Consider the following 18,664-nt stretch of genomic DNA (forward strand, 5'->3'; position numbering starts at 1 on the left):
CCTGCCTTAAGGTGAACCCTGCGGTGTCGGCGGCATGGCCAACCGTCGCTCCTTCACCCTGAACCGCCGACACCTGCTGGCGGCCGCGGCGCCGCTCTGGCTCTCGACGACCGCGCGAGCCGCGTCGGCGCCCGCGACATCGAACATCACCGCCCTGACCGCAGCCTTTTACGCCGCCCGCGGCGGACGCCCCGCCTGGGCGGGGCCAGCGCGCCGGCAAGCCATGGACGCCCTGGCTCTGGCGGACCGCCACGGCCTATCAGCGCCCGACGGCCTCGCCCTGGGCGAAGCCGAGCTGACACAGGCCGTCCTGACCCTGGCCGAGGCGCTCGCCCATGGCCGGGTCGACCCGGCAACGGTCGAGACCCTTTGGGAGATGGATCGCAACCAGGTCGACACGCCGCCGCTGTTGGCCAAGGCCGTCGAGGACGGAACGTTGGCCGAGACGATGGCGGGCCTTGCGCCCCAGGACCGCGGCTTTCAGGGCTTGTGCGACGGCTTCCTCCGCTATCGCGCCATCGCCGACCGCGGCGGCTGGCCGCCCTTCGCCATGGGCGCGACGATCGAACCGTTTGCGTCCGACCCCCGCCTTCCCGCCCTCCTGCCGCGCCTTCGGGTGGAAGGCGATCTCAGCGACGCCGCCGCCTCCATGATCGGCCCGTCTGGCGGTGACTACGGCTCTGTTCTGCAAGAGGCCGTTCGGGCGTTCCAGGTGCGCCACGGTCTGGAGGCGGACGCCCGCATCGGCCCGGCGACCCAGCGGGCGCTGTCGATTTCGGGCGAGGCCCGTGCTCGCCAGATCGCGCTCAATCTGGAACGCCGCCGTTGGCTAAAGAGAGACGTCGCCCCGGAGCGGATCGAGGTGAACACCGCCGCCTCCATCATGGTCTACTGGAAGGACGGCCGGCCCGTGCATTCGATGCGGGTCGTAACGGGTGACGCCGACAATGCGACGCCCAGCCTCGAACGGCCCTTCGCCTCGGTCGTCGCCAATCCGCCCTGGACGGTGCCGACCTCCATCGCCCAGCGCGAGATCCTGCCGCGCGGCGCCGCCTATATGCGGGCGAACAACATGACGATTCAGAATGGCATGGTGGTTCAGCGCGCCGGCCCGAACGCCGCCCTGGGCCAGGTCAAGTTCGAACTTCAGGACAGCTACGCCATCTTCCTGCACGACACCCCGTCGCGGGGTGCGTTCGAGCGGAGCTTCCGCCATCTCAGTCACGGCTGCGTGCGGGTGCAGGACGCGGTCGGCTTCGCTCGGCTACTGCTCGCGCCCGACCCCGCAAGGCTCGCCCGATTCGACGCCGCGCTGGACAGCGGCGAGACCGTCCGGGTGGCGACCGGTCGGCCGATCGACGTGCGCCTGCTGTATTGGACGGCCTTTCTGGACGGCCAGGGCCGCGTCGCCTTTCGCGATGACATCTATCGTCGCGACACCCGTCTGGCGGAGGCGTTGGGTATCGCCTTGCAGCTGCCGCGGCCCGACGACCGGCGCGCCGATGCGGACGACGTCGGCCCCTGACGGTTATTCGGTCGTGCGGCCGTCGAAATGCTCGTGGTCGGCGGAGGCCTCTTCCACCGTGGCGTGAACCGTACCGTCGCGATGCTCCGGCGGACCATAAAGGGTGTAGAGCCGAAGCGGTTCGGACCCCGTGCTGACCACATTGTGGCGGGCGCCCCGAGGGACGATGACCCCGTCGTCCGCCTTCACGGCATGACGAACGCCGTCGATCCAGATTTCGCCCTCGCCCGCCTCGATGCGGAAGAACTGGTCGCGGTCGTCGTGGACCTCTTCGCCGATCTCCTGGCCGTGCGGAATGGCCATGAGGACGAGCTGCAGATTGTGGCCGGTGTAGAGAACGCGGCGAAAGTCTGTGTTCTCTTCCGTCAGACGTTCGATATTGTCGATGAAGCCCTTCACGAGAGTCTCCTGTGCGGGTTTGCCGTCAGCGCCGTGCGACGGCGGTGATGCGGGCGAATTGCGCCGTGTCGCCGCGCGCCGGCGTCGATGTGCGGGGCGCCGGGGCGGCGGCTCGCGCGCCGACCGCCTTCGCATCGCCGCAGAAGATTTCGTAGAGCATGCCCATGACCGCCTGGGCCCGGTCGTCGGCGATCGAATAGAAGATCGAGCGGGACTGACGGCGGGTCTTGACCAGGCCATACTGGCGCAGCTCAGCCAGTTGTTGGGATAGCGCCGGCTGCTTGATGCCAAGGTCCGCCTCGAGCTGGCCCACCGAGCGCTCCTCTTCGGCGATGTGACACAGGATCAGCAGCCGGTTGGCGTTGGCCAGCTGGCGTAACAGCTCTGCGGCCTCCGGCGCCTTTTCCTTCAACCGCTCCATGGCGGCCGCTTGATCGTCGGTCATGCGCGGCGCTCGCGATAGTACCAGGGCGCATCGCCGTCACCGTCGGCGATGGCGGCGTCCAGAGTGGTGGCGGCCGGCTCCAGCAGGGCGTCGCCGGGCGTCCAGCCCGCCGGCGTGGAGGCCGCCTCACGGTCAGACGTCTGCAAGGCGGTGACGAGACGCAGCAGCTCATCAACCGAGCGGCCGATGTTCATCGGGTACCAGCTGATGGCGCGCACCACGCCTTCGGGATCGATCACGAAAGTGGCGCGCACCGTCGCGCTGTCGCTTGAGCCGGCGTCCACCATGCCGAAGGCGTGGCCGATGGCCATGGAGGGATCTTCGATGATCGGGAACGGCACCTTCACGCCGAAGCGGCGGTAGATGTCCTTCAGCCAGGCCAAGTGCGAATACAGACTGTCGACTGACAGGGCCATCAGATCGCAGTCGATCGCCGCGAAGGCGTCGGCCTGTCGGGCCAAAGCCACGAACTCGCTGGTGCAGACCGGGGTGAAGTCCGCCGGATGCGAGAACAGCACCAGCCAGCGTCCACGGTAGTCGCTGAGGCGCTTTTCGCCCTGGGTCGTGCGCGCGGTGAAATCCGGCGCCGTGTCGTTGATGCGCAGGGCGCGCATCGCGGCGGTGTCGACGGTCGGCGCAGTGTCTGTCGTTTCCATGGCGGCAAGCTAAGCGCTTCACGCCCTTTCCGCTACATTAAAATACATACTTGTATGAACTATGAATGGGTATATGTGTTGAGTCACCGAAACGGAGACACGCCATGTCCTCGCCCATCCCCGATCCCGCCCGCGACCACGCCGCCGACATCGTGCGCGCCGCGCTCGCCGATCCCGCTCAACGCCCCTTGGTCAAATCATTCTTCGACGAGGCCACCTTCACCGTCAGCCATGTCGTGCGCGATCCCGGCTCCGATGTCTGCGCCATCATTGACAGCGTGCTGGACTACGATCCGGCTTCGGGCCGCACCACGCACGCTTCGGCCGATGCGCTCATTGATTACGTAAAATCCGAAGGTCTCACGGTTCAGTGGCTGCTCGAGACGCACGCCCATGCCGATCACCTGTCGGCGGCGCCCTATCTTCAGGAAAAGCTCGGCGGTCAGCTCGCCATCGGCCATGAGATCCTCACCGTCCAGGCGGTCTTCGGCAAGATCTTCAACGAAGGAACCGACTTCCGCCGCGACGGCAGCCAGTTCGACCATCTGTTCAACGACGGCGACCGGTTCGAGATCGGCGGGTTGAAGGCCACGGTCCTGCATGTGCCCGGCCACACCCCGGCCTGTCTGGCCTATGTCATCGGCGACGCCGTCTTCCCCGGCGACACCATGTTCATGCCCGACTACGGCACGGCGCGCTGCGACTTCCCTGGCGGCGACGCCCGGACCCTGTATCGCTCGATCCATCGCCTGACCTCCCTGCCGGACGAGGCGCGGGTCTTCCTGTGTCACGATTACAAGGCGCCCCCGGGCCGGACCGAGTTCGCCTGGGAGACCACCATCGGCGCCCAACGCACCGGCAATATTCATATCCGCGACGACGTCAGCGAGGACGAGTTCGTGGCCATGCGCACCCAGCGCGACGCCACCCTTCCCATGCCCAAGCTGATCCTGCCGTCGGTTCAGGTGAACATGAACGGCGGCCGCCCGCCCGAGCCCGAGGACAATGGGGTGCGCTACCTCAAGGTCCCGCTCAACGCGCTGTGAGACGAGCCCCCGATGCTTGAGCCCCTCCCCTTCATCTGGCCGCTGGCCGGCGGTCTGCTGGTCGGCCTGTCGGCTGGCCTCTATCTGCTGCTCAACGGGCGCGTGGCCGGGATTTCCGGCCTGACCGCCGCAGCGACCGGCCTGTCAAAAGGCGCGCCGCGCATTCTGGGCCTGCTTTTCATCGCCGGCCTGCTGGGCGGCGCGGCCCTGGCCTCGGCGCTGATCCGCAGGCCCGAGGTGCAGATCACTTCGGAGGTCTGGCTGCTGGTGCTCGGCGGCCTGATCGTCGGCTTCGGCACCCGCTGGGGCTCGGGCTGCACCAGCGGCCACGGCGTCTGCGGCCTGGCCCGCCTGTCGCCCCGCTCCATCGTGGCCACCGGCGTCTTCATGGCGGTCGCGGCGCTCACCGTCTTCATCACCCGACACCTGTTGGGAGGCCTGGCGTGAACCGGCTGATCGTCGCAGTCCTGTGCGGCCTGCTGTTCGGCGCCGGCATGGTGGTGTCCGACATGATCAACCCGGCCCGCGTCCTGGCCTTCCTGGATGTGACGGGCGCCTGGGACCCCTCGCTGGCCTTCGTTATGGGCGGGGCGCTGATCCCCTCCGCCATCGCCTATCTGATCCGCCGGCGCATGGAGGCTCCGGTCGCGGCTGACACCTTCCATGTGCCTGAGAGCCGCAACATCGACACCCCCTTGGTCGGCGGGGCCGTCCTGTTCGGCCTGGGCTGGGGCCTGGTCGGTCTGTGCCCCGGCCCCGCGCTGGCGGCCCTGACGACCGGCGCCTGGCAGGCCTTCGTCTTCGTGGGCGCCCTCGTAGCCGGCATGGCGCTGTTCCGCCTGACGCTCGACCGAAACGCCTGAACCAGAAAAGACCCTAGGGAGACAAAGCCATGGATATCCGCCCCCTGGACGAGGCCCTGTCCGCCTCGCCCCAGATCGCCCCGGAAGACCTGCCCGCCATCGCGGCCCAGGGTTTCCGGTCGGTGATCTCCAACCGACCCGACGGCGAAGAGCCCGGCCAGCCCAGCGCCGAAGATCTGCGCCAGGCCGCCGAGGCTGCGGGACTGGCTTTCGCCCATGTCCCCGTGGTCGGCGGCGCCATCTCCGACCAGGACGTGGCGGACTTCCGCGAGGCTCTGGCCAACCTGCCCCAGCCTGTGTTCGGCTTCTGCCGCACCGGTACGCGCACGACCACCCTGTGGGCGCTGGCGAACGCCGGCGCACAAACTCCTGAAAATCTGATCGCCCGCGCCAAGAGCGCCGGCTACGACCTCGGCGCCCTGCGTCCCCGTCTTGAAGGAGCCGCATCATGAGCGCCCAGTACGCCCCCTTGGAGTCCTGCGATGTCCTGATCGTCGGCGGCGGATCCGCCGGCATCGCCACAGCCGCCAGCCTCCTGCGCCGTCGCCCGGGTCTCGACGTCCGCATCGTCGAGCCGTCCGAGCATCACTACTATCAGCCTGGCTGGACCATGGTCGGCGCCGGCGTCTTCACGCCCGAGCGGACCCGGCGCCGCACCGAGGACCTGATCCCCCGAGGCGCCCAGTGGGTGCGGGGTTCGGTCGCGGCTTTCGACCCCATCCACGATCGCGTCGAACTGACCGACGGCCGCTGGATCGGCTATCGCATGCTGGTCGCGGCGCCGGGACTGAAGCTGGACTGGGGCGCCATCCCGGGCCTGGCGGAAACGCTCGGGCGCAACAACGTCACTTCCAACTACGGCTATGAGACGGCGCCCTACACCTGGAAGCTGGTGCAGGCGATGAAGAGCGGCCGGGCGATCTTCACCCAGCCGCCCATGCCGATCAAATGCGCCGGCGCCCCGCAGAAGGCCATGTATCTGTCGGCCGATCACTGGCGCGACCACGGCCGAAACGACATCGAGATCGAATTCCACAACGCCGGGCCCGTGCTGTTCGGGGTCAAGGACTACGTCCCGGCCCTGATGGAATATGTTCGCAAATACCGCATCGACCTGAACTTCGGATCGAAACTGGTCGCGGTGGATGGTCCTGCCAGGACGGCGACCTTCGCCGTGACGAACGCGGAAGGCGAAGTCAGTCAGGTTCGGCGCGAGTTCGACTTCCTGCACGTCTGCCCGCCGCAGACCGCGCCGGACGTCATTCGCGAAAGTCCGCTGGCCGCCGAAAGCGGCTGGATCGAGGTGGATGACGCCACCTTGCGCCACAAGCGGTTCGAAAACGTCTTCGGTCTGGGCGACGCCTGTTCGGCGCCCAACGCCAAGACTGCTGCGGCCGCCCGCAAACAGGCGCCCGTGGTGGCCGAGAACATCCTGTCGCTGCTGGACGGCCAGCCGATGCGGGCGGTCTATGACGGCTATGGCTCATGTCCGCTCACGGTCGAGCGCGGCAAGATCGTGCTGGCCGAGTTCGGCTATGGCGGCAAGCTCCTGCCCAGCTTCCCGAAATGGATGCTCGACGGGACCAAGCCGACCCGTCTGGCCTGGCATCTGAAGGCCCAGGCCCTGCCCGAAATCTACTGGCTTGGGATGTTGCGCGGTCGCGAATGGCTGGCCGGCCCCCACCACATCGAACCCGCCCCCCAGCTTCGCCCTGCTGTCGCCTGAGCCTGATCATGGACCTGTCTCCGCTGCAGTACGGCCTCGGCGCCGGCGCCGGCTCGCTCGTCGGCTTCACCCTGGGCCTGGTCGGCGGCGGCGGGTCCATCCTGGCCGTGCCGCTGATCGTCTATCTGGTCGGGGTCAAGGAGCCGCATCTGGCGATCGGCACCAGCGCCTTCGCCGTGGCCGCCAACGCCTTCGCCAATGTGATCAATCATGCCCGCCACGGCACGGTGAAATGGAAAATCGCCAGTCTGTTCGCGGTCGCTGGGGTGCTCGGAGCCTTTCTGGGTTCGAGCCTGGGCAAGGCCGTGGACGGTCAGAAGCTGCTGGCCCTTTTCGCCGTCCTGATGCTTGTCGTCGGGGTGCTGATGTTGCGGGGCCGCTCCGCCGGCGGTGACCCGAACGTCCAGCTTGATCGCCGCAATGCACCCAAGCTCGTCGGCACGGGCCTGGCCACGGGCGTGATGTCGGGCTTCTTCGGCATCGGCGGCGGCTTCCTGATCGTGCCCAGCCTGATGTTCTCGACCCGGATGCCGATCTATTATGCGGTTGGCTCATCGCTTGTCGGCGTCACCGCCTTCGGCCTGACCACGGCCTTCAACTACGCTCTGGACGGCTGGGTCGACTGGCCCCTGGCGGCGGTGTTCATCGGCGGCGGCGTTTTGGGGGGCCTCGTCGGCGCGCGGTTGGCCAAGGCGCTGTCGGGACAAAAAGGCGTCTTGAACACCGTCTTCGCCGGGCTGATCTTCGTCGTCGCCTTCTATATGCTTTACCGCAGCGCCGGCGCGCTCGGCCTGATCGGGTGAGACCACACCATGGAACTTGACGCCCTGATCCTGGCGCGGATGCAGTTCGCCTTCACCGTCGCCTTCCACATCGTCTTCCCGGCCTTCTCCATTGGCCTCGCCAGCTATCTGGCCGTGCTGGAGGCCCTGTGGCTGAAGACGGGGCGAGACCTCTATCTGAACCTGTTCAAATATTGGCTGAAGATCTTCGCCGTCGCCTTCGGCATGGGCGTCGTCTCGGGCCTGGTCATGTCCTACCAGTTCGGCACCAATTGGTCGGTCTTTTCCGACAAGGCCGGTCCGGTCATCGGCCCCCTGATGGCCTATGAGGTGCTCAGCGCCTTCTTCCTGGAGGCGGGTTTCCTGGGCGTGATGCTCTTCGGCCTGAACCGCGTGGGCAAGAAACTGCACTTCCTGGCCACCCTGATGGTCGCAATCGGCACCTTCGCCTCGGCCTTCTGGATCCTGTCGGTGAACAGCTGGATGCAGACGCCGCAAGGCTACGCCATCAACGAGGTCGGCCAGTTCGTACCGGCCGACTGGTTCAAGATCGTCTTCAATCCCTCCTTCCCCTATCGCCTCGCCCACATGCTGCTGGCGGCCTATCTGACCACCGGCCTCGTGGTCGGCGCGGTCGGGGCCTGGCACCTGATGAAGGAGCGGACCAACAAGGGGGCGCGTAAGATGTTCGCCATGGCCATGGGCATGATCCTGGTCGCCGCCCCGGTCCAGATTTTCATCGGCGACATGCACGGGCTGAACACCCTGGAGCATCAGCCCGCCAAGGTCATGGCGATGGAAGGCCATTTCGAAAGCCACCCGGACGGGGCGCCGCTGATCCTGTTCGGCATTCCTGACCGAGAGGCGGCCACCGTCCACGGCGCGGTCGAGATCCCCAAGCTGTCGTCCCTGATCCTGAAGCACGATCCGAACGCGCCCCTGGCGGGTCTGGACACCATCGATCGTGCAGACTGGCCGCCGGTGGAGATCGTCTTCTGGTCCTTCCGCGTCATGGTTGGCCTCGGCATGGCCATGCTGATGCTGGGGCTGTGGGGGCTGTACGCCCGGCTGCGCAAACGCCTTTACGACGCCCCCTGGCTGCACCGCTTCGCCCTGATCATGGGACCGATGGGCTTCGTCGCCGTGCTGGCGGGCTGGATCACCACCGAGGTCGGCCGCCAGCCCTGGACCGTCTATGGGCTGCTGCGCACCGCCGACAGCGCTGCGCCCCTGGCGGCGCCCGCCGTCGCAACCTCCCTGGCCGCCTTCGCCGTGGTCTATTTCACCGTCTTCGGCGCCGGGGTCTTCTACATCCTGCGTCTGATGAGCCATGCGCCGCACCGGGACGAGCCGGGCGTGGCGGAAACCCCGATCCGCACGGCGGGCATCACCCCCGCCCCCGCCATCGACCCGGACCGCCCCATCCCGACCGGCGAGGAGACCGATCATGAGCGTTGATCTGACCCTGGTCTGGGCCGGCCTGCTGGCCTTCGCCGTCTTCGCCTATATCGTCATGGACGGGTTCGACCTGGGCGTCGGCATCCTGTTCCCGACACTGAAGGCCGGCGATCAGCGCGACAAGGCGATGAACTCGATCGCCCCGGTGTGGGACGGCAACGAAACCTGGCTGATCCTGGGCGGCGGCGGTCTGTTCGCCGCCTTCCCGCTCGCTTACGCCGTGTTGATGCCGGCGGTCTACACGCCGATCATCGCCATGCTTCTGGGGCTGGTCTTCCGGGGCGTCGCCTTCGAATATCGCTGGCGGACGGTGCGGGCCAAGCCCATCTGGGATGTCGCTTTCTTTGGCGGCTCCCTGCTGGCCGCCTTCTCCCAGGGCGTGACCCTCGGGGCCATTCTGCAAGGGGTCGAGGTGTCCGGTCGCGCCTACGGCGGCGGCTCGTGGGACTGGCTCAGCCCCTTCAGCCTGCTGACCGGCGCCGCCGTCGTCGTCGGCTACGCCCTATTGGGCGCCACCTGGCTGAACATGAAGACGGAAGGCGCGCTCCAGACCCACGCGCGCTCGCAGGCCTGGAAACTGGGTCCGGCGACCCTGCTGATGATCGGCGCGGTCAGCCTGGCCACCCCGTTCCTCGACGGCGAATACGCCCGCCGGTGGTTCGACTGGCCCGGCGTGCTTCTGACGGCCCAGGTGCCGTTGCTCGTCCTGATCGTCGCGGCCGCCTTCTTCTGGACCATGCGTCAGAAGCGTGAGGTCTGGCCCTTCCTGCTGTCGCTGGGCCTGTTCGCGGTGACCTTCGCCGGGCTGGGCGTCAGCGTCTTCCCTTACGCCGTACCCGACGAGATCACCCTCTGGCAGGCCGCAGCTCCCGCCTCCAGCCAGCTGTTCATGCTGGTCGGCGCCCTGATCCTGATCCCGATCATCCTAGCCTACACCGCCTACGCCTACTGGGTGTTCCGCGGCAAGGTCGGCGACGACGGTTACCACTGATGCGTCGCGGCTCCACAAACGGGCTCCGGCAGGGCCTCTGGTTCGTCGCGCTCTGGGCGCTGGGCGTGGGCGTCCTGGGCATCGTCGCCTATCTGCTGCGCGGCGTTCTCAAGCTGGCCGGGGGGTGAGCCCGCAGGCGCCGAACCGCTGGCCCTGGCCGCCGCTCATCACGGGCGGCGCCGTCCTTGTCGCGCTCATCACGGCGCGTCTGTGGTCCCCGCCCGCTCTCTTCCCCGGCGCCTTCGCCGCTGGCGGCCTCCTGGTCGGGCTCGCCCTTGGTTTGGACCTCTGGGCCATGCTGGTGATGCGGCGGTGGCGCGCCAACATCCTGCCGCACCGGGCGGCGACCGCTCTGGTCACGACCGGTCCGTTCGCCTGGAGCCGCAACCCGATCTATCTCGCCAACGGCCTGCTGCTGCTCGGCCTCGGCGGCCTGTTCGACAACGCCTGGTTCTTCGTGGCCGCCCCCGTCGCCGCCTTCGCCACCGACCGCCTCGCCATCCGGCGCGAGGAACGACACCTGACGGCCCTCTTCGGGCCAGCCTGGTCCGCCTACGCCGATCGCGTGGACCGCTGGTTTGGGCGGCGGATGCCGTCGCAATCACCTTAAGGCTGGCTTAAGCTTGGCCCGGCCTGTTGCGACAAAACGCAGCAGGAAACGACGATGGGAGACATCAAGAGGCCCGCGCCAACCACGGGAACGCTTGTCCGGTGCTGATGGGCCTCCTCATGAGCGGTGCGATCGCCGCCGCCGGGCAACCCACGGACGCCCAGGATAGCTGGCGCGTCTCCGGATCGGCGCGCGCGCGGGGAGAGACGCTGTCAGGCCAGTTTTGTCCGATGGCGGAGCCAAGCGACGCCGTCCTGACGACGCGGCTGACGCTGGCCGTCGAGCGGGATGTGGGTCACGTGACGTTCGGGCGAGGTGTTCGATTCGCGGGCGTTCGGGCAAGGTCCGCTGTCGTCGGTCGGCGTTGGCGAGGTCAATGCGCTGGAGTTGGTTCAGGCCTACGCCAAGATCCGTCTCGGCGCGCGACGTGAGCGGACACTGAAACTCGGCCGCTTCACCATGGATCTGGGTTCCAAGCGTTTCGTTTCTCGCCAGAATTTTCGCAACACCACCAACGCCTATACCGGCGCCCGTTTCGACACGCCCCTGGCCGACGGCGCGCTGACGGCCTTCTGGGTCATGCCGCAGGTGCGGTTGCCGGACGACAGGGCCGCCATCGAGGACAATCGGATCGCGTGGGATCGAGAGAGTTCCAACCTGCAGTTCGCCGGCCTGTTTTGGACTCGCGACCTCGGCCAGCGGCGGTCGCTCGACCTCTATGTCTACGGCCTGACCGAAAGCGATGACGCGGACCAGCAGACCCGAAACCGCCGGCTGGCGACGCCCGGCGTCCGTTGGCGCCATTCGCCGGCGGCCGGGGCGTGGGATGTCGAGGTCGAGGCGGCGGCCCAGGTGTGAGTTCCGGCACCCGGTGCGACAAACCAAGCCTGAAATGACCCGTTAGCGGTGCCCAAAGCTCCGATTTCATCCACCAAAAACTGCGACAAAATCTAGGACTTTGGCAAATAATGCGACAAGATACCGAAGTGCATAAGCGCCGACGCATTCCGCCGGGCCGCCGCTCAGTGACAGGGCAGATGCCCTCGCGCTATCCGAGCGGACCGCTTCTTTACGAGTCCAAACTGGAACGCGATTTCCTGATGTCGCTGGAGGTGGACGGCCACATCCGCGACGTGGTCACTCAGCCGATGACGATCAGTCTTACGGTCGATGGCCAGGCGCGTACCTATACGCCCGACATCATGGCGGTCTGGCAGACACGCTCGCCTTGGCCTCACGGCTTTCGACGCGTGGTCTTCGAGGTGAAACCGCTGGCGATCCTACGCTCGGGGTATGGAACACTGGCGCCGAAGTACCGCGCCGCTCGCCGGTATTTCGCCGAGAGAGATGTCGGCTACCGCGTGGTGACCGAACGCACCATTCGCACACAGCGTCAGGTGAACGCCGAGCTGATCGCCCCGACCCTGCGAGGCAGCGTAGATCAGGAAATGGTGCGTCGGGTGCAGGCGATTGTCCTCGCCAAGGGGACGCACCGACTAGGCGACATCCGTTTCCGGCTGGAGGAGGAAGGGGCCATTCGCGGCGTCGTTATGGAAGCCCTCTATTACATGCTGGGTGCGGAGCTTCTGATTGGCGACCTCAACAAGCCTCTCACCGACGATACGCCTCTGACGTGGTGGGTGAATGCGAAAATCGGAGCATTGCTTGAAGGGACTTAGGTTAGACGCCGGCGTCAATGTCACGATCGGCAAGCGCCCTGCCACTATCGTTCGCGTACTCGACCTGGACAGTTATCTGGTCCGCTTCGAGAGCGAGGAACATCGCCTCGTCGGGCGTAAGGACATCGACGATCCACGAAGCGTAAGCGCACCGATCCGCACTCTGGACGACTATAGCGCTAAAGAGACCGAGGAAGCTTACCGTTGGTGGGAAGTCCTCAAACCCCTTCTCACCGGCGCCATCTCGCGTGGTGAAAAGTCGGACTTCATAATCGAAGCCGGCAAGGTGCTCGGGGTTGATCGAGCGACCGTCTATCGCCGTGTGAAAGGCTACACCGGCTCGGTCATGAGCTTGCTTCCCAAGGGCGGGCAAGGCGCGCGCGGACAGCGGCGTATGAGCGCCGAGCGAGACGCCCTCCTCGATGCCATCATCAGGAAGCATTACCTGGTCAAAAATCAGCCCGCCCCTATGACGGTGTACAAGGAACACCTCGAAATCGAATTCGCAAAGGCCGGTTTACGCCCTCCGGTTCTCGCCACCTTCTACGCTCGCATCGCGGCGCTAGACCCGATCGAGGTCATCGAGGCGCGCCAGGGCAAGCGGGCATCGCACGACGCTAAGAAGCGCCTGATGGGCAGCTATCCTTTCGCTGAGGCGCCGCTCAGTTCAGTCCAGATCGATTATTGGGATTACGATCTCGAAGTGGTGGACAGCGTTGATCGCCTCCCCATCGGCCGACCTCGGCTGACGATGGTGATCGACACATTCAGCTTCATGCCCATCGGCTACTATCTCTCTCTGGATCCTACCGGCGCCTCCAGCGCCGGTCTCGCGATTTTCCATTCGATCACACGCAAAGAACGATGGCTCGCCGACCTGGGCGTGGAGATGGAGTGGCCCGTTTGGGGCTTCCCTAAGATGATCCATGCGGACAATGCCAAGGAGTTCAGGGGCTCCATGCTTCGACAGTTCATGGCCAACGTGGACGGGGAGCTGATGAACCGGAAGGTCAAGACGCCTCGATATGGCCCCCACATCGAACGCTACTTTGGCAAGCTAGCGTTCAGCGTGAAGCACCTCCCTGGCGCGACCGGATCGAATATTCGCGAGCGCGCAAAGCTTCCCGACCCGAGGAAGTCCGCCAGCCTCACGCTTGGGGAGCTTGAACTCTACCTCCTCAGCGTCATCAAGGAACACATCAACACCAAGCATTCCACGCTCGGCATGACCCCGCTGGAGAAATGGCGCTCGTACTTCTTCGAAGGGACCAGGCAGATCAACAAGCTGCCTGACGAAGTCGACAATCTCGATTTCTGGCGCAAGGAACTGATGCCGAAGACCGAGCGGACGCTACAAAGCTATGGTGTTCAGTGGGATCTCTTCCACTACGATTCCGACGGCTTGGTCGCCCTGCGTCAGCGACATGCGAAGACGCCAAGCAAGACCTTCACTGTCCGCCGCGACCCTCGCGATGTTTCGGAGGTGTACGTCTGGGATCCGGACAACAAGGTCTATCTGACCGTCCGCTACAGAAGCCCCATGAGCATCGTGACGTGACCCCCTGAAACTCCTCCAGGAATAGCTAGAGTCCGCCCAACGAAGGACGGACAGAATGAAGCGATCGAGGTTCACGGAAGAGCAGATCATCGGGATCCTGCGGGAGCAGGAGGCCGGTGTAGCGACGGCGGAGGTGTGCCGACGCCACGGGGTCAGCTCGGCGACCTTTTACAAATGGAAGGCCAAGTTTGGCGGGCTCGACGTGTCGGAGGCTCGGCGGCTCAAGGCGCTCGAGGATGAGAACGCCCGGCTGAAGCGGATGCTGGCGGACGCGATGCTGGACAACGTGGCCCTGAAGGACCTGCTGGGAAAAAAGTGGTGACGCCCGCCGGCTATCGCGAGGCGGCTGGCCATCTGCAGGCCGCCTACGAGATGAGCGAAAGGCGGGCGTGCCGTGTTCTGGGCGTCGATCGGACGAGCGTGCGCTATCAGGCGACGCGCCCGGACGACGGCGCTCTGCGCGACCGGCTGAAGGCCCTGGCCCAGGAACGTCGACGGTTCGGCTATCGTCGCCTGCACGTGCTGCTGCGGCGCGAGGGCCATGCGGTCAACAGGAAACGGGTCCAGCGGATCTATCGCGACGAGCAACTGACGGTGCGCCGGCGCGGCGGCCGGAAGCGAGCGATGGGCACGCGGCGACCGCTGGACCTGCCGCTGGCGCCCAACCAGCGCTGGTCGCTGGACTTCGTCGCAGACCAGCTGACGGACGGGCGGCGCTTCCGCATCCTGACGGTGATCGATAACTGTACGCGCGAGTGCCTGGCGCTGGTGGCCGACACCTCGCTGTCGGGCGCGCGGGTCGTGCGGGAGTTGGACGCCGTCATCCGGCAGCGAGGGCGGCCCGACACCATCGTCAGCGACAACGGCACGGAGTACACCTCGAACGCGGTCCTGGCCTGGGCCGACGACACCGGCGTCGGCTGGCACTACATCGCGCCGGGCAAGCCCCAGCAGAACGGCTTCAACGAAAGCTTCAACGGGCGGCTGCGTGACGAGCTGCTGAACGAGACGCTGTTCCGCTCGCTGCCGCACGCTCGCGCCGTGCTGGAGGCGTGGCGACGCGATTACAACGAGCAGCGTCCGCACTCGAAGCTCGGGTGGCTGACGCCGCAGGCTTATGCAGAAGCGCTCACCGGACACATCGGCCGGCCTGCTGCGCTGGTTGATGGCTGCGCAGACCGGCCTCTTGCCAACCCAGCCGATCACAGCTCAGATCAACCTAGGACTCTCGTTATGGCTGGATGAGAAACGGGGGTCACGTCACCCGGCGCAGCAGGCGCATCTGTGGCAAAGGCTGTGAGCCTTCTCTGAAGCGCCAGCGCCAATCCGCCAGCAGCACCTCACCCATCCAAGCGACAGGGGTGGAATCCACGGTGCCGTACATCACCACTTCCCAGACGGCGTCGTCCTCGGGGAAGTCATCGAACGCATAGGCGGGGCGCCTGCAGGGAGGCTGTGACAACGCTAAACTCGCACTAAGGCCTATTTTCGGAACGGCCGAACATCCAGGGACATCACAACCGGAAGCTTAACGGCTGTGCGATTTCCAGTGGCTGAAATGGGATTGGCCTCTGAAGTAGGGGGGGAGATGCCCCCGCCTTTTGGAAGACAATAGCGGACGAGGCGCCGCTGTCTGTGTGGAGCCAAACAATTGGGTGCCTCTGGTCAGTTCGTGTGGACGGCTTGCGCCAAGCTGGACACGGCATCGGTAAGAGTTGTGGGGCGACAGAGCTATTCAACCAAGCGCCGTCGCCCCACAACGGAACTGACCCGCAGCAATCGGTCTATCTAGAACTAACTGTCGGCTGATGACTCATTTCAGACCTTACCAGGGTCCGCTCTGCGCCCTCAGTCTGACGTAAGCGCCTCCAGAACCGGGCATTCCGGTACTTCCCCGCCCGAGCATTTCGCGGCGGCGTTGGCGAGGATCCGTTCCATCCGCCGCAGATCGGCAATCTTGGCGCGCACATCCTCCAGCTGCACTTCGGTCTTGTGTTTGACCTCGGCACAGGTCTGGGTCCCGGTGTCTGTCAGCGCCAGCAGCGAGCGGGTCTCCTCCATCGAGAAGCCGATATCCCGCGCACGCAGGATGAACCGTAACCGCTGCGTCAGGTCTGGCGAATAGACCCGGTAACCGTTGGCCGAACGAGGCGGCGGGGGCAGCAGTCCGACCTTCTCGTAATAGCGGATGGTTTCGAGGTTGCACCCGGTCAGCTTCGCCAATTGGGCCCGCAACAAGCCCGTCTGAAGCACCATGAAAAAAGCCCTTGTGTCTGTAGCAACTACAGGGATTACGCTGAAATCAGTCAGAAAGAAATCGAGAGAACTTATCGATGTTTTCAGCACCGGAGCCGGAGCCACCGGCATCAACGCCGGACGAGGGCGCGAAGCAGGGCCGATGGATCGCGGGCGGCGCGCTGATCGGCGCGGTGCTGGCGTCGGCCTGCTGCATCGTTCCGCTGGTGCTGGTCATGCTTGGCATTTCAGGGGCGTGGATCGCCAACCTGACGGCGCTTGAGCCGTACAAACCCTATGTCGCCGCCGTCACCCTGGCCCTGCTCGGCTACGGGTTCTGGCACGTCTATTTCAAGCCGAAGCCGCCCTGCGAGGACGGGACCTACTGCGCTCGCCCGCAATCGGCGCGGACCACGAAACTGGCCCTTTGGTTCGGGTTGGCCGTCGTCATCATCGCGCTCACCCTCAACTGGTGGGCTCCCTATTTTTACTGAGAGGAAAGACCCATGAAAAAGACATTTCTGATCGGCCTGGCCGTTGTGGCCGTGGCTGGCGTCGGTGCCGCCGTCGCGTTTGATGGACCGGCACAGAACCGTCCGGCGGCGACCGCCGCTGCCCAGCAGCAGACGACTTTCGCCATTGAGCACATGACCTGCGCCACCTGCCCGATCACGGTGCGCAGGGCGATGGAGAGCGTGCCGGGCGTCAACTCGGTCGAAGTGGACTTCGCCGCAAAGACGGCCCGCGCCACCTACGACCCGGCGCGCGCCACGGCCGCGCAGATCGCGGCCGCCTCGACCAATGCCGGCTATCCCGCCCGCGTCGTACAAAACTAGGCCCCGCAGGCAACAAGACGGCCTTCATCGGCGCCAGAGCTCCCGCCCCCCCGCATGGGGGTGGGACCAGGCCACCAACGCAATGCATCGCGTGCATCCCGGCCTCGGGCTGCAGCCGGGGAAGGCTGCGCGTCTTCAGGATCAAACGGCGTTATGGCTGACAAGGCTGACAAGACGGACGGGACCGACAGCCTGCTGCTGCGGATGGGGGTGATCGGCACCGTCATTGTGGCGCTGTGCTGCTTTGCTCCGGTGCTGGTGGTGCTGCTGGGCGTCGTCGGGCTTTCTGCGCTGACGGGCTGGCTCGATGTTGTGCTGCTGCCCGCGCTGGCCGTGTTCGCCGCGTTGACGGTCTATGCCGTCTGGCGGCGTCGGCGGCGGATGAAGACCACCTGATCGACGGCCCACCGGACAGCGCCGATCGTCAGAGGCTGCAGGCCCCCGAAATGGAGAAGACTGACATGACCGACACATATGACTACGACCTGATCGTGATCGGGGCCGGGACCGGCGGCAACGGCGTCGCCCGGATGACGGCGGCGGCGGGGTGGAAAGTCGCCAGCATCGACAGCCTGCCCTACGGCGGCACCTGTGCGCTGCGGGGCTGTGATCCCAAGAAAATGCTGATTGCCGTCACCGAAGGCGTGGACTGGGCCCACACCATGGCCGGCAAGGGCCTGGAGGCGCGGCCCTCGGTCAACTGGCCCGAGATGATGGCGTTCAAGCGCACCTTCACCGACGCCATGCCGTCGCGCATCGAAGCGGGCTTCCGCAAGGCCGGAATCACCCCGCTGCATGGCGAAGCACGCTTCATCGGGCGCGATACGATCACGCTAAACGGCGAGACCCTGCGCGCGAAGCATTTCCACATCGCCACCGGCGCACGGCCGATGACGCTGAACATTCCCGGCGAGGACCTGCTGACGACCAGCACGGAATTTCTGGAGTTGTCCGAGCGCCCCGACAGGATCGTCTTTGTCGGCGGGGGGTTCATCGCCATGGAGTTCGCCCATATCGCCCAACGCGCCGGAGCCAGCGCCGTCACGGTTCTGGAAATGGCCGGGCGGCCGCTCGGGCCCTTCGACGCCGATCTGGTGGCGATGCTGGTGGAGGCCTCGACCGAACTGGGCATCGACGTGCAGACCGAGGCGAAAGTCCTCAAGGTCGAGAAGCAGGGCGACGAATTCGCCGTGTCCTATGAAACGCCGTCCGGCATCCAGGTGCTGACCTGCGATCTGGTGGTCCATGCGACCGGTCGCGTGCCCAATATCGACCATCTGAACCTGCCGGCTGCAGGGGTGGACGCCGGGAAGCGCGGAATCAAGGTCGACGCCGCCATGCGTACCACCAATCCCGCCATTTTCGCCGCCGGGGATTGTGCCGACAGCGGGCTGAACCTGACCCCGGTCTCGGCCTATGAAGGGCGGATCGCGGGCAAGAACCTTCTGGCCGGGAAGGACGCACGGCTCGTGTCCTATCCGCCGATACCCAGCGTGGTCTTCACCCTGCCGCCGGTCGCGACCGTGGGGCTGTCCGAGACGGCGGCGACGGAAAAGGGTCTGGAGTTCGATACGCATTTCGAGAAGACCTCCGGCTGGTATTCGTCGATGCGGGTCGGGGCGACCACGAGCGGATTCAAGGTGCTGGTGGAACAGAAAACCGGCTTGATCCTCGGCGCGCATCTGATCGGGCCGGGGGCCGAGGAACAGATCAATCTGTTCGCCATGGCCATGGGCGCGGGGCTCACCGCCAACCAGATCAAGGCCATGATTTTTGCCTACCCCAGCTTCGCCTCGGACATCGGATCGATGGTCTGAGGCCACTCACGCGCGCGTCGGCTGAACCCATGACACTA

At 65.9% G+C, this 18,664-nt stretch carries 24 protein-coding genes; 19 read left to right on the top strand and 5 right to left on the bottom strand.

Features of this window, described 5'->3' with window-relative positions; all coding sequences use genetic code 11:
• Positions 1-34 precede the first annotated feature (34 nt).
• Positions 35-1,525 carry a L,D-transpeptidase family protein gene (locus A4249_RS11545; protein ID WP_066552780.1) on the top strand — a complete coding sequence of 497 codons (1,491 nt, stop codon included), beginning with the start codon at positions 35-37 and terminating at the stop codon, positions 1,523-1,525.
• A gap of 3 nt (positions 1,526-1,528) precedes the next feature.
• Here A4249_RS11545 and A4249_RS11550 read toward each other — a convergent pair whose 3' ends face one another.
• The 3 genes from A4249_RS11550 to A4249_RS11560 are packed head-to-tail and all read right to left on the bottom strand — an operon-like array spanning position 1,529 to position 3,025.
• Positions 1,529-1,924 (bottom strand): cupin domain-containing protein, encoded by a 396-nt coding sequence (locus tag A4249_RS11550; RefSeq protein WP_054764176.1) that lies wholly within the window; start codon positions 1,922-1,924, stop codon positions 1,529-1,531.
• Positions 1,925-1,949: 25 nt separating this feature from the next.
• Complete coding sequence (locus A4249_RS11555) at positions 1,950-2,369, bottom strand: ArsR/SmtB family transcription factor (protein WP_054764177.1); 420 nt, start codon at positions 2,367-2,369, stop codon at positions 1,950-1,952.
• The gene (locus tag A4249_RS11560; protein WP_054764178.1) at positions 2,366-3,025 is read right to left on the bottom strand and encodes a peroxiredoxin; all 660 of its coding nucleotides are present in this window, start codon (positions 3,023-3,025) and stop codon (positions 2,366-2,368) included. The genes A4249_RS11555 and A4249_RS11560 overlap by 4 nt, the downstream gene beginning before the upstream one ends.
• A 104-nt stretch (positions 3,026-3,129) precedes the next feature.
• Between A4249_RS11560 and A4249_RS11565 the strand changes: the two genes are divergently transcribed.
• The 14 genes from A4249_RS11565 (at position 3,130) to A4249_RS11635 (ending at position 14,983) form a co-directional block, all read left to right on the top strand.
• Positions 3,130-4,071, top strand: coding sequence for an MBL fold metallo-hydrolase (locus A4249_RS11565; protein WP_054764179.1), 942 nt, complete (start codon positions 3,130-3,132; stop codon positions 4,069-4,071).
• A gap of 12 nt (positions 4,072-4,083) precedes the next feature.
• Positions 4,084-4,518, top strand: coding sequence for a YeeE/YedE family protein (locus A4249_RS11570; RefSeq protein ID WP_054764180.1), 435 nt, complete (start codon positions 4,084-4,086; stop codon positions 4,516-4,518).
• The gene (locus A4249_RS11575) at positions 4,515-4,934 is read left to right on the top strand and encodes a DUF6691 family protein (RefSeq protein WP_197273334.1); all 420 of its coding nucleotides are present in this window, start codon (positions 4,515-4,517) and stop codon (positions 4,932-4,934) included. The genes A4249_RS11570 and A4249_RS11575 overlap by 4 nt, the downstream gene beginning before the upstream one ends.
• A 29-nt stretch (positions 4,935-4,963) precedes the next feature.
• Positions 4,964-5,386, top strand: coding sequence for a TIGR01244 family sulfur transferase (locus A4249_RS11580; protein ID WP_054764181.1), 423 nt, complete (start codon positions 4,964-4,966; stop codon positions 5,384-5,386).
• Positions 5,383-6,660 (top strand): NAD(P)/FAD-dependent oxidoreductase, encoded by a 1,278-nt coding sequence (locus A4249_RS11585; protein WP_054764182.1) that lies wholly within the window; start codon positions 5,383-5,385, stop codon positions 6,658-6,660. Before A4249_RS11580 ends, A4249_RS11585 begins: the two co-directional genes overlap by 4 nt.
• A gap of 8 nt (positions 6,661-6,668) precedes the next feature.
• The gene (locus A4249_RS11590) at positions 6,669-7,463 is read left to right on the top strand and encodes a sulfite exporter TauE/SafE family protein (protein WP_054764183.1); all 795 of its coding nucleotides are present in this window, start codon (positions 6,669-6,671) and stop codon (positions 7,461-7,463) included.
• Between the two features lie 9 nt (positions 7,464-7,472).
• The gene (locus A4249_RS11595) at positions 7,473-8,900 is read left to right on the top strand and encodes a cytochrome ubiquinol oxidase subunit I (RefSeq protein ID WP_054764184.1); all 1,428 of its coding nucleotides are present in this window, start codon (positions 7,473-7,475) and stop codon (positions 8,898-8,900) included.
• On the top strand, positions 8,890-9,891 hold the full coding sequence (gene cydB / locus A4249_RS11600; protein ID WP_054764185.1) for a cytochrome d ubiquinol oxidase subunit II: 1,002 nt from the start codon (positions 8,890-8,892) through the stop codon (positions 9,889-9,891). The genes A4249_RS11595 and cydB overlap by 11 nt, the downstream gene beginning before the upstream one ends.
• The gene (locus A4249_RS16630) at positions 9,891-10,019 is read left to right on the top strand and encodes a DUF2474 family protein (protein WP_137721941.1); all 129 of its coding nucleotides are present in this window, start codon (positions 9,891-9,893) and stop codon (positions 10,017-10,019) included. The genes cydB and A4249_RS16630 overlap by 1 nt, the downstream gene beginning before the upstream one ends.
• A complete protein-coding gene (locus tag A4249_RS11605; RefSeq protein ID WP_054764186.1) occupies positions 10,016-10,501 on the top strand; it encodes a methyltransferase family protein in 486 nt (161 codons plus the stop codon). The genes A4249_RS16630 and A4249_RS11605 overlap by 4 nt, the downstream gene beginning before the upstream one ends.
• A gap of 315 nt (positions 10,502-10,816) precedes the next feature.
• A complete protein-coding gene (locus tag A4249_RS11610) occupies positions 10,817-11,359 on the top strand; it encodes an alginate export family protein (protein ID WP_054764187.1) in 543 nt (180 codons plus the stop codon).
• 179 nt (positions 11,360-11,538) lie between these two features.
• Positions 11,539-12,180, top strand: coding sequence for a TnsA endonuclease N-terminal domain-containing protein (locus A4249_RS11615; protein WP_066552783.1), 642 nt, complete (start codon positions 11,539-11,541; stop codon positions 12,178-12,180).
• Complete coding sequence (locus tag A4249_RS11625) at positions 12,167-13,738, top strand: Mu transposase C-terminal domain-containing protein (protein WP_197458382.1); 1,572 nt, start codon at positions 12,167-12,169, stop codon at positions 13,736-13,738. The genes A4249_RS11615 and A4249_RS11625 overlap by 14 nt, the downstream gene beginning before the upstream one ends.
• Positions 13,739-13,793: 55 nt before the next feature.
• A protein-coding gene (locus A4249_RS11635) for an IS3 family transposase (RefSeq protein ID WP_165906610.1) occupies positions 13,794-14,983 on the top strand; the annotation gives its coding sequence in 2 pieces (ribosomal slippage) (positions 13,794-14,046 and positions 14,046-14,983; 1,191 coding nt in all).
• 10 nt (positions 14,984-14,993) lie between these two features.
• Here A4249_RS11635 and A4249_RS11640 read toward each other — a convergent pair.
• Together A4249_RS11640 and A4249_RS11645 are read right to left on the bottom strand one after the other, a co-directional pair.
• Positions 14,994-15,200, bottom strand: coding sequence for a hypothetical protein (locus A4249_RS11640; RefSeq protein WP_066552787.1), 207 nt, complete (start codon positions 15,198-15,200; stop codon positions 14,994-14,996).
• A gap of 386 nt (positions 15,201-15,586) precedes the next feature.
• Entirely contained in the window at positions 15,587-15,994 is a 408-nt protein-coding gene (locus tag A4249_RS11645) for a MerR family transcriptional regulator (protein WP_045318677.1), read from the bottom strand.
• Positions 15,995-16,071: 77 nt separating this feature from the next.
• Between A4249_RS11645 and A4249_RS11650 the strand changes: the two genes are divergently transcribed.
• The 4 genes from A4249_RS11650 to A4249_RS11665 all read left to right on the top strand — a co-directional run bounded on the left by A4249_RS11650 (position 16,072) and on the right by A4249_RS11665 (position 18,626).
• Entirely contained in the window at positions 16,072-16,467 is a 396-nt protein-coding gene (locus A4249_RS11650) for a mercuric transporter MerT family protein (RefSeq protein ID WP_021696242.1), read from the top strand.
• A 12-nt stretch (positions 16,468-16,479) separates the two neighbouring features.
• Positions 16,480-16,809, top strand: a complete 330-nt coding sequence (locus A4249_RS16355; protein ID WP_021696243.1) for a cation transporter — start codon at positions 16,480-16,482, stop codon at positions 16,807-16,809.
• 153 nt (positions 16,810-16,962) lie between these two features.
• Positions 16,963-17,205 carry a mercury resistance system transport protein MerF gene (gene merF, locus A4249_RS11660; RefSeq protein WP_021696244.1) on the top strand — a complete coding sequence of 81 codons (243 nt, stop codon included), beginning with the start codon at positions 16,963-16,965 and terminating at the stop codon, positions 17,203-17,205.
• Positions 17,206-17,270: 65 nt separating this feature from the next.
• Positions 17,271-18,626 carry a dihydrolipoyl dehydrogenase family protein gene (locus A4249_RS11665; protein ID WP_021696245.1) on the top strand — a complete coding sequence of 452 codons (1,356 nt, stop codon included), beginning with the start codon at positions 17,271-17,273 and terminating at the stop codon, positions 18,624-18,626.
• Positions 18,627-18,664: the final 38 nt, after the last annotated feature.

Origin of the sequence: Brevundimonas sp. GW460-12-10-14-LB2 (assembly GCF_001636925.1) — a bacterium.
Lineage (GTDB): Bacteria > Pseudomonadota > Alphaproteobacteria > Caulobacterales > Caulobacteraceae > Brevundimonas > Brevundimonas vesicularis.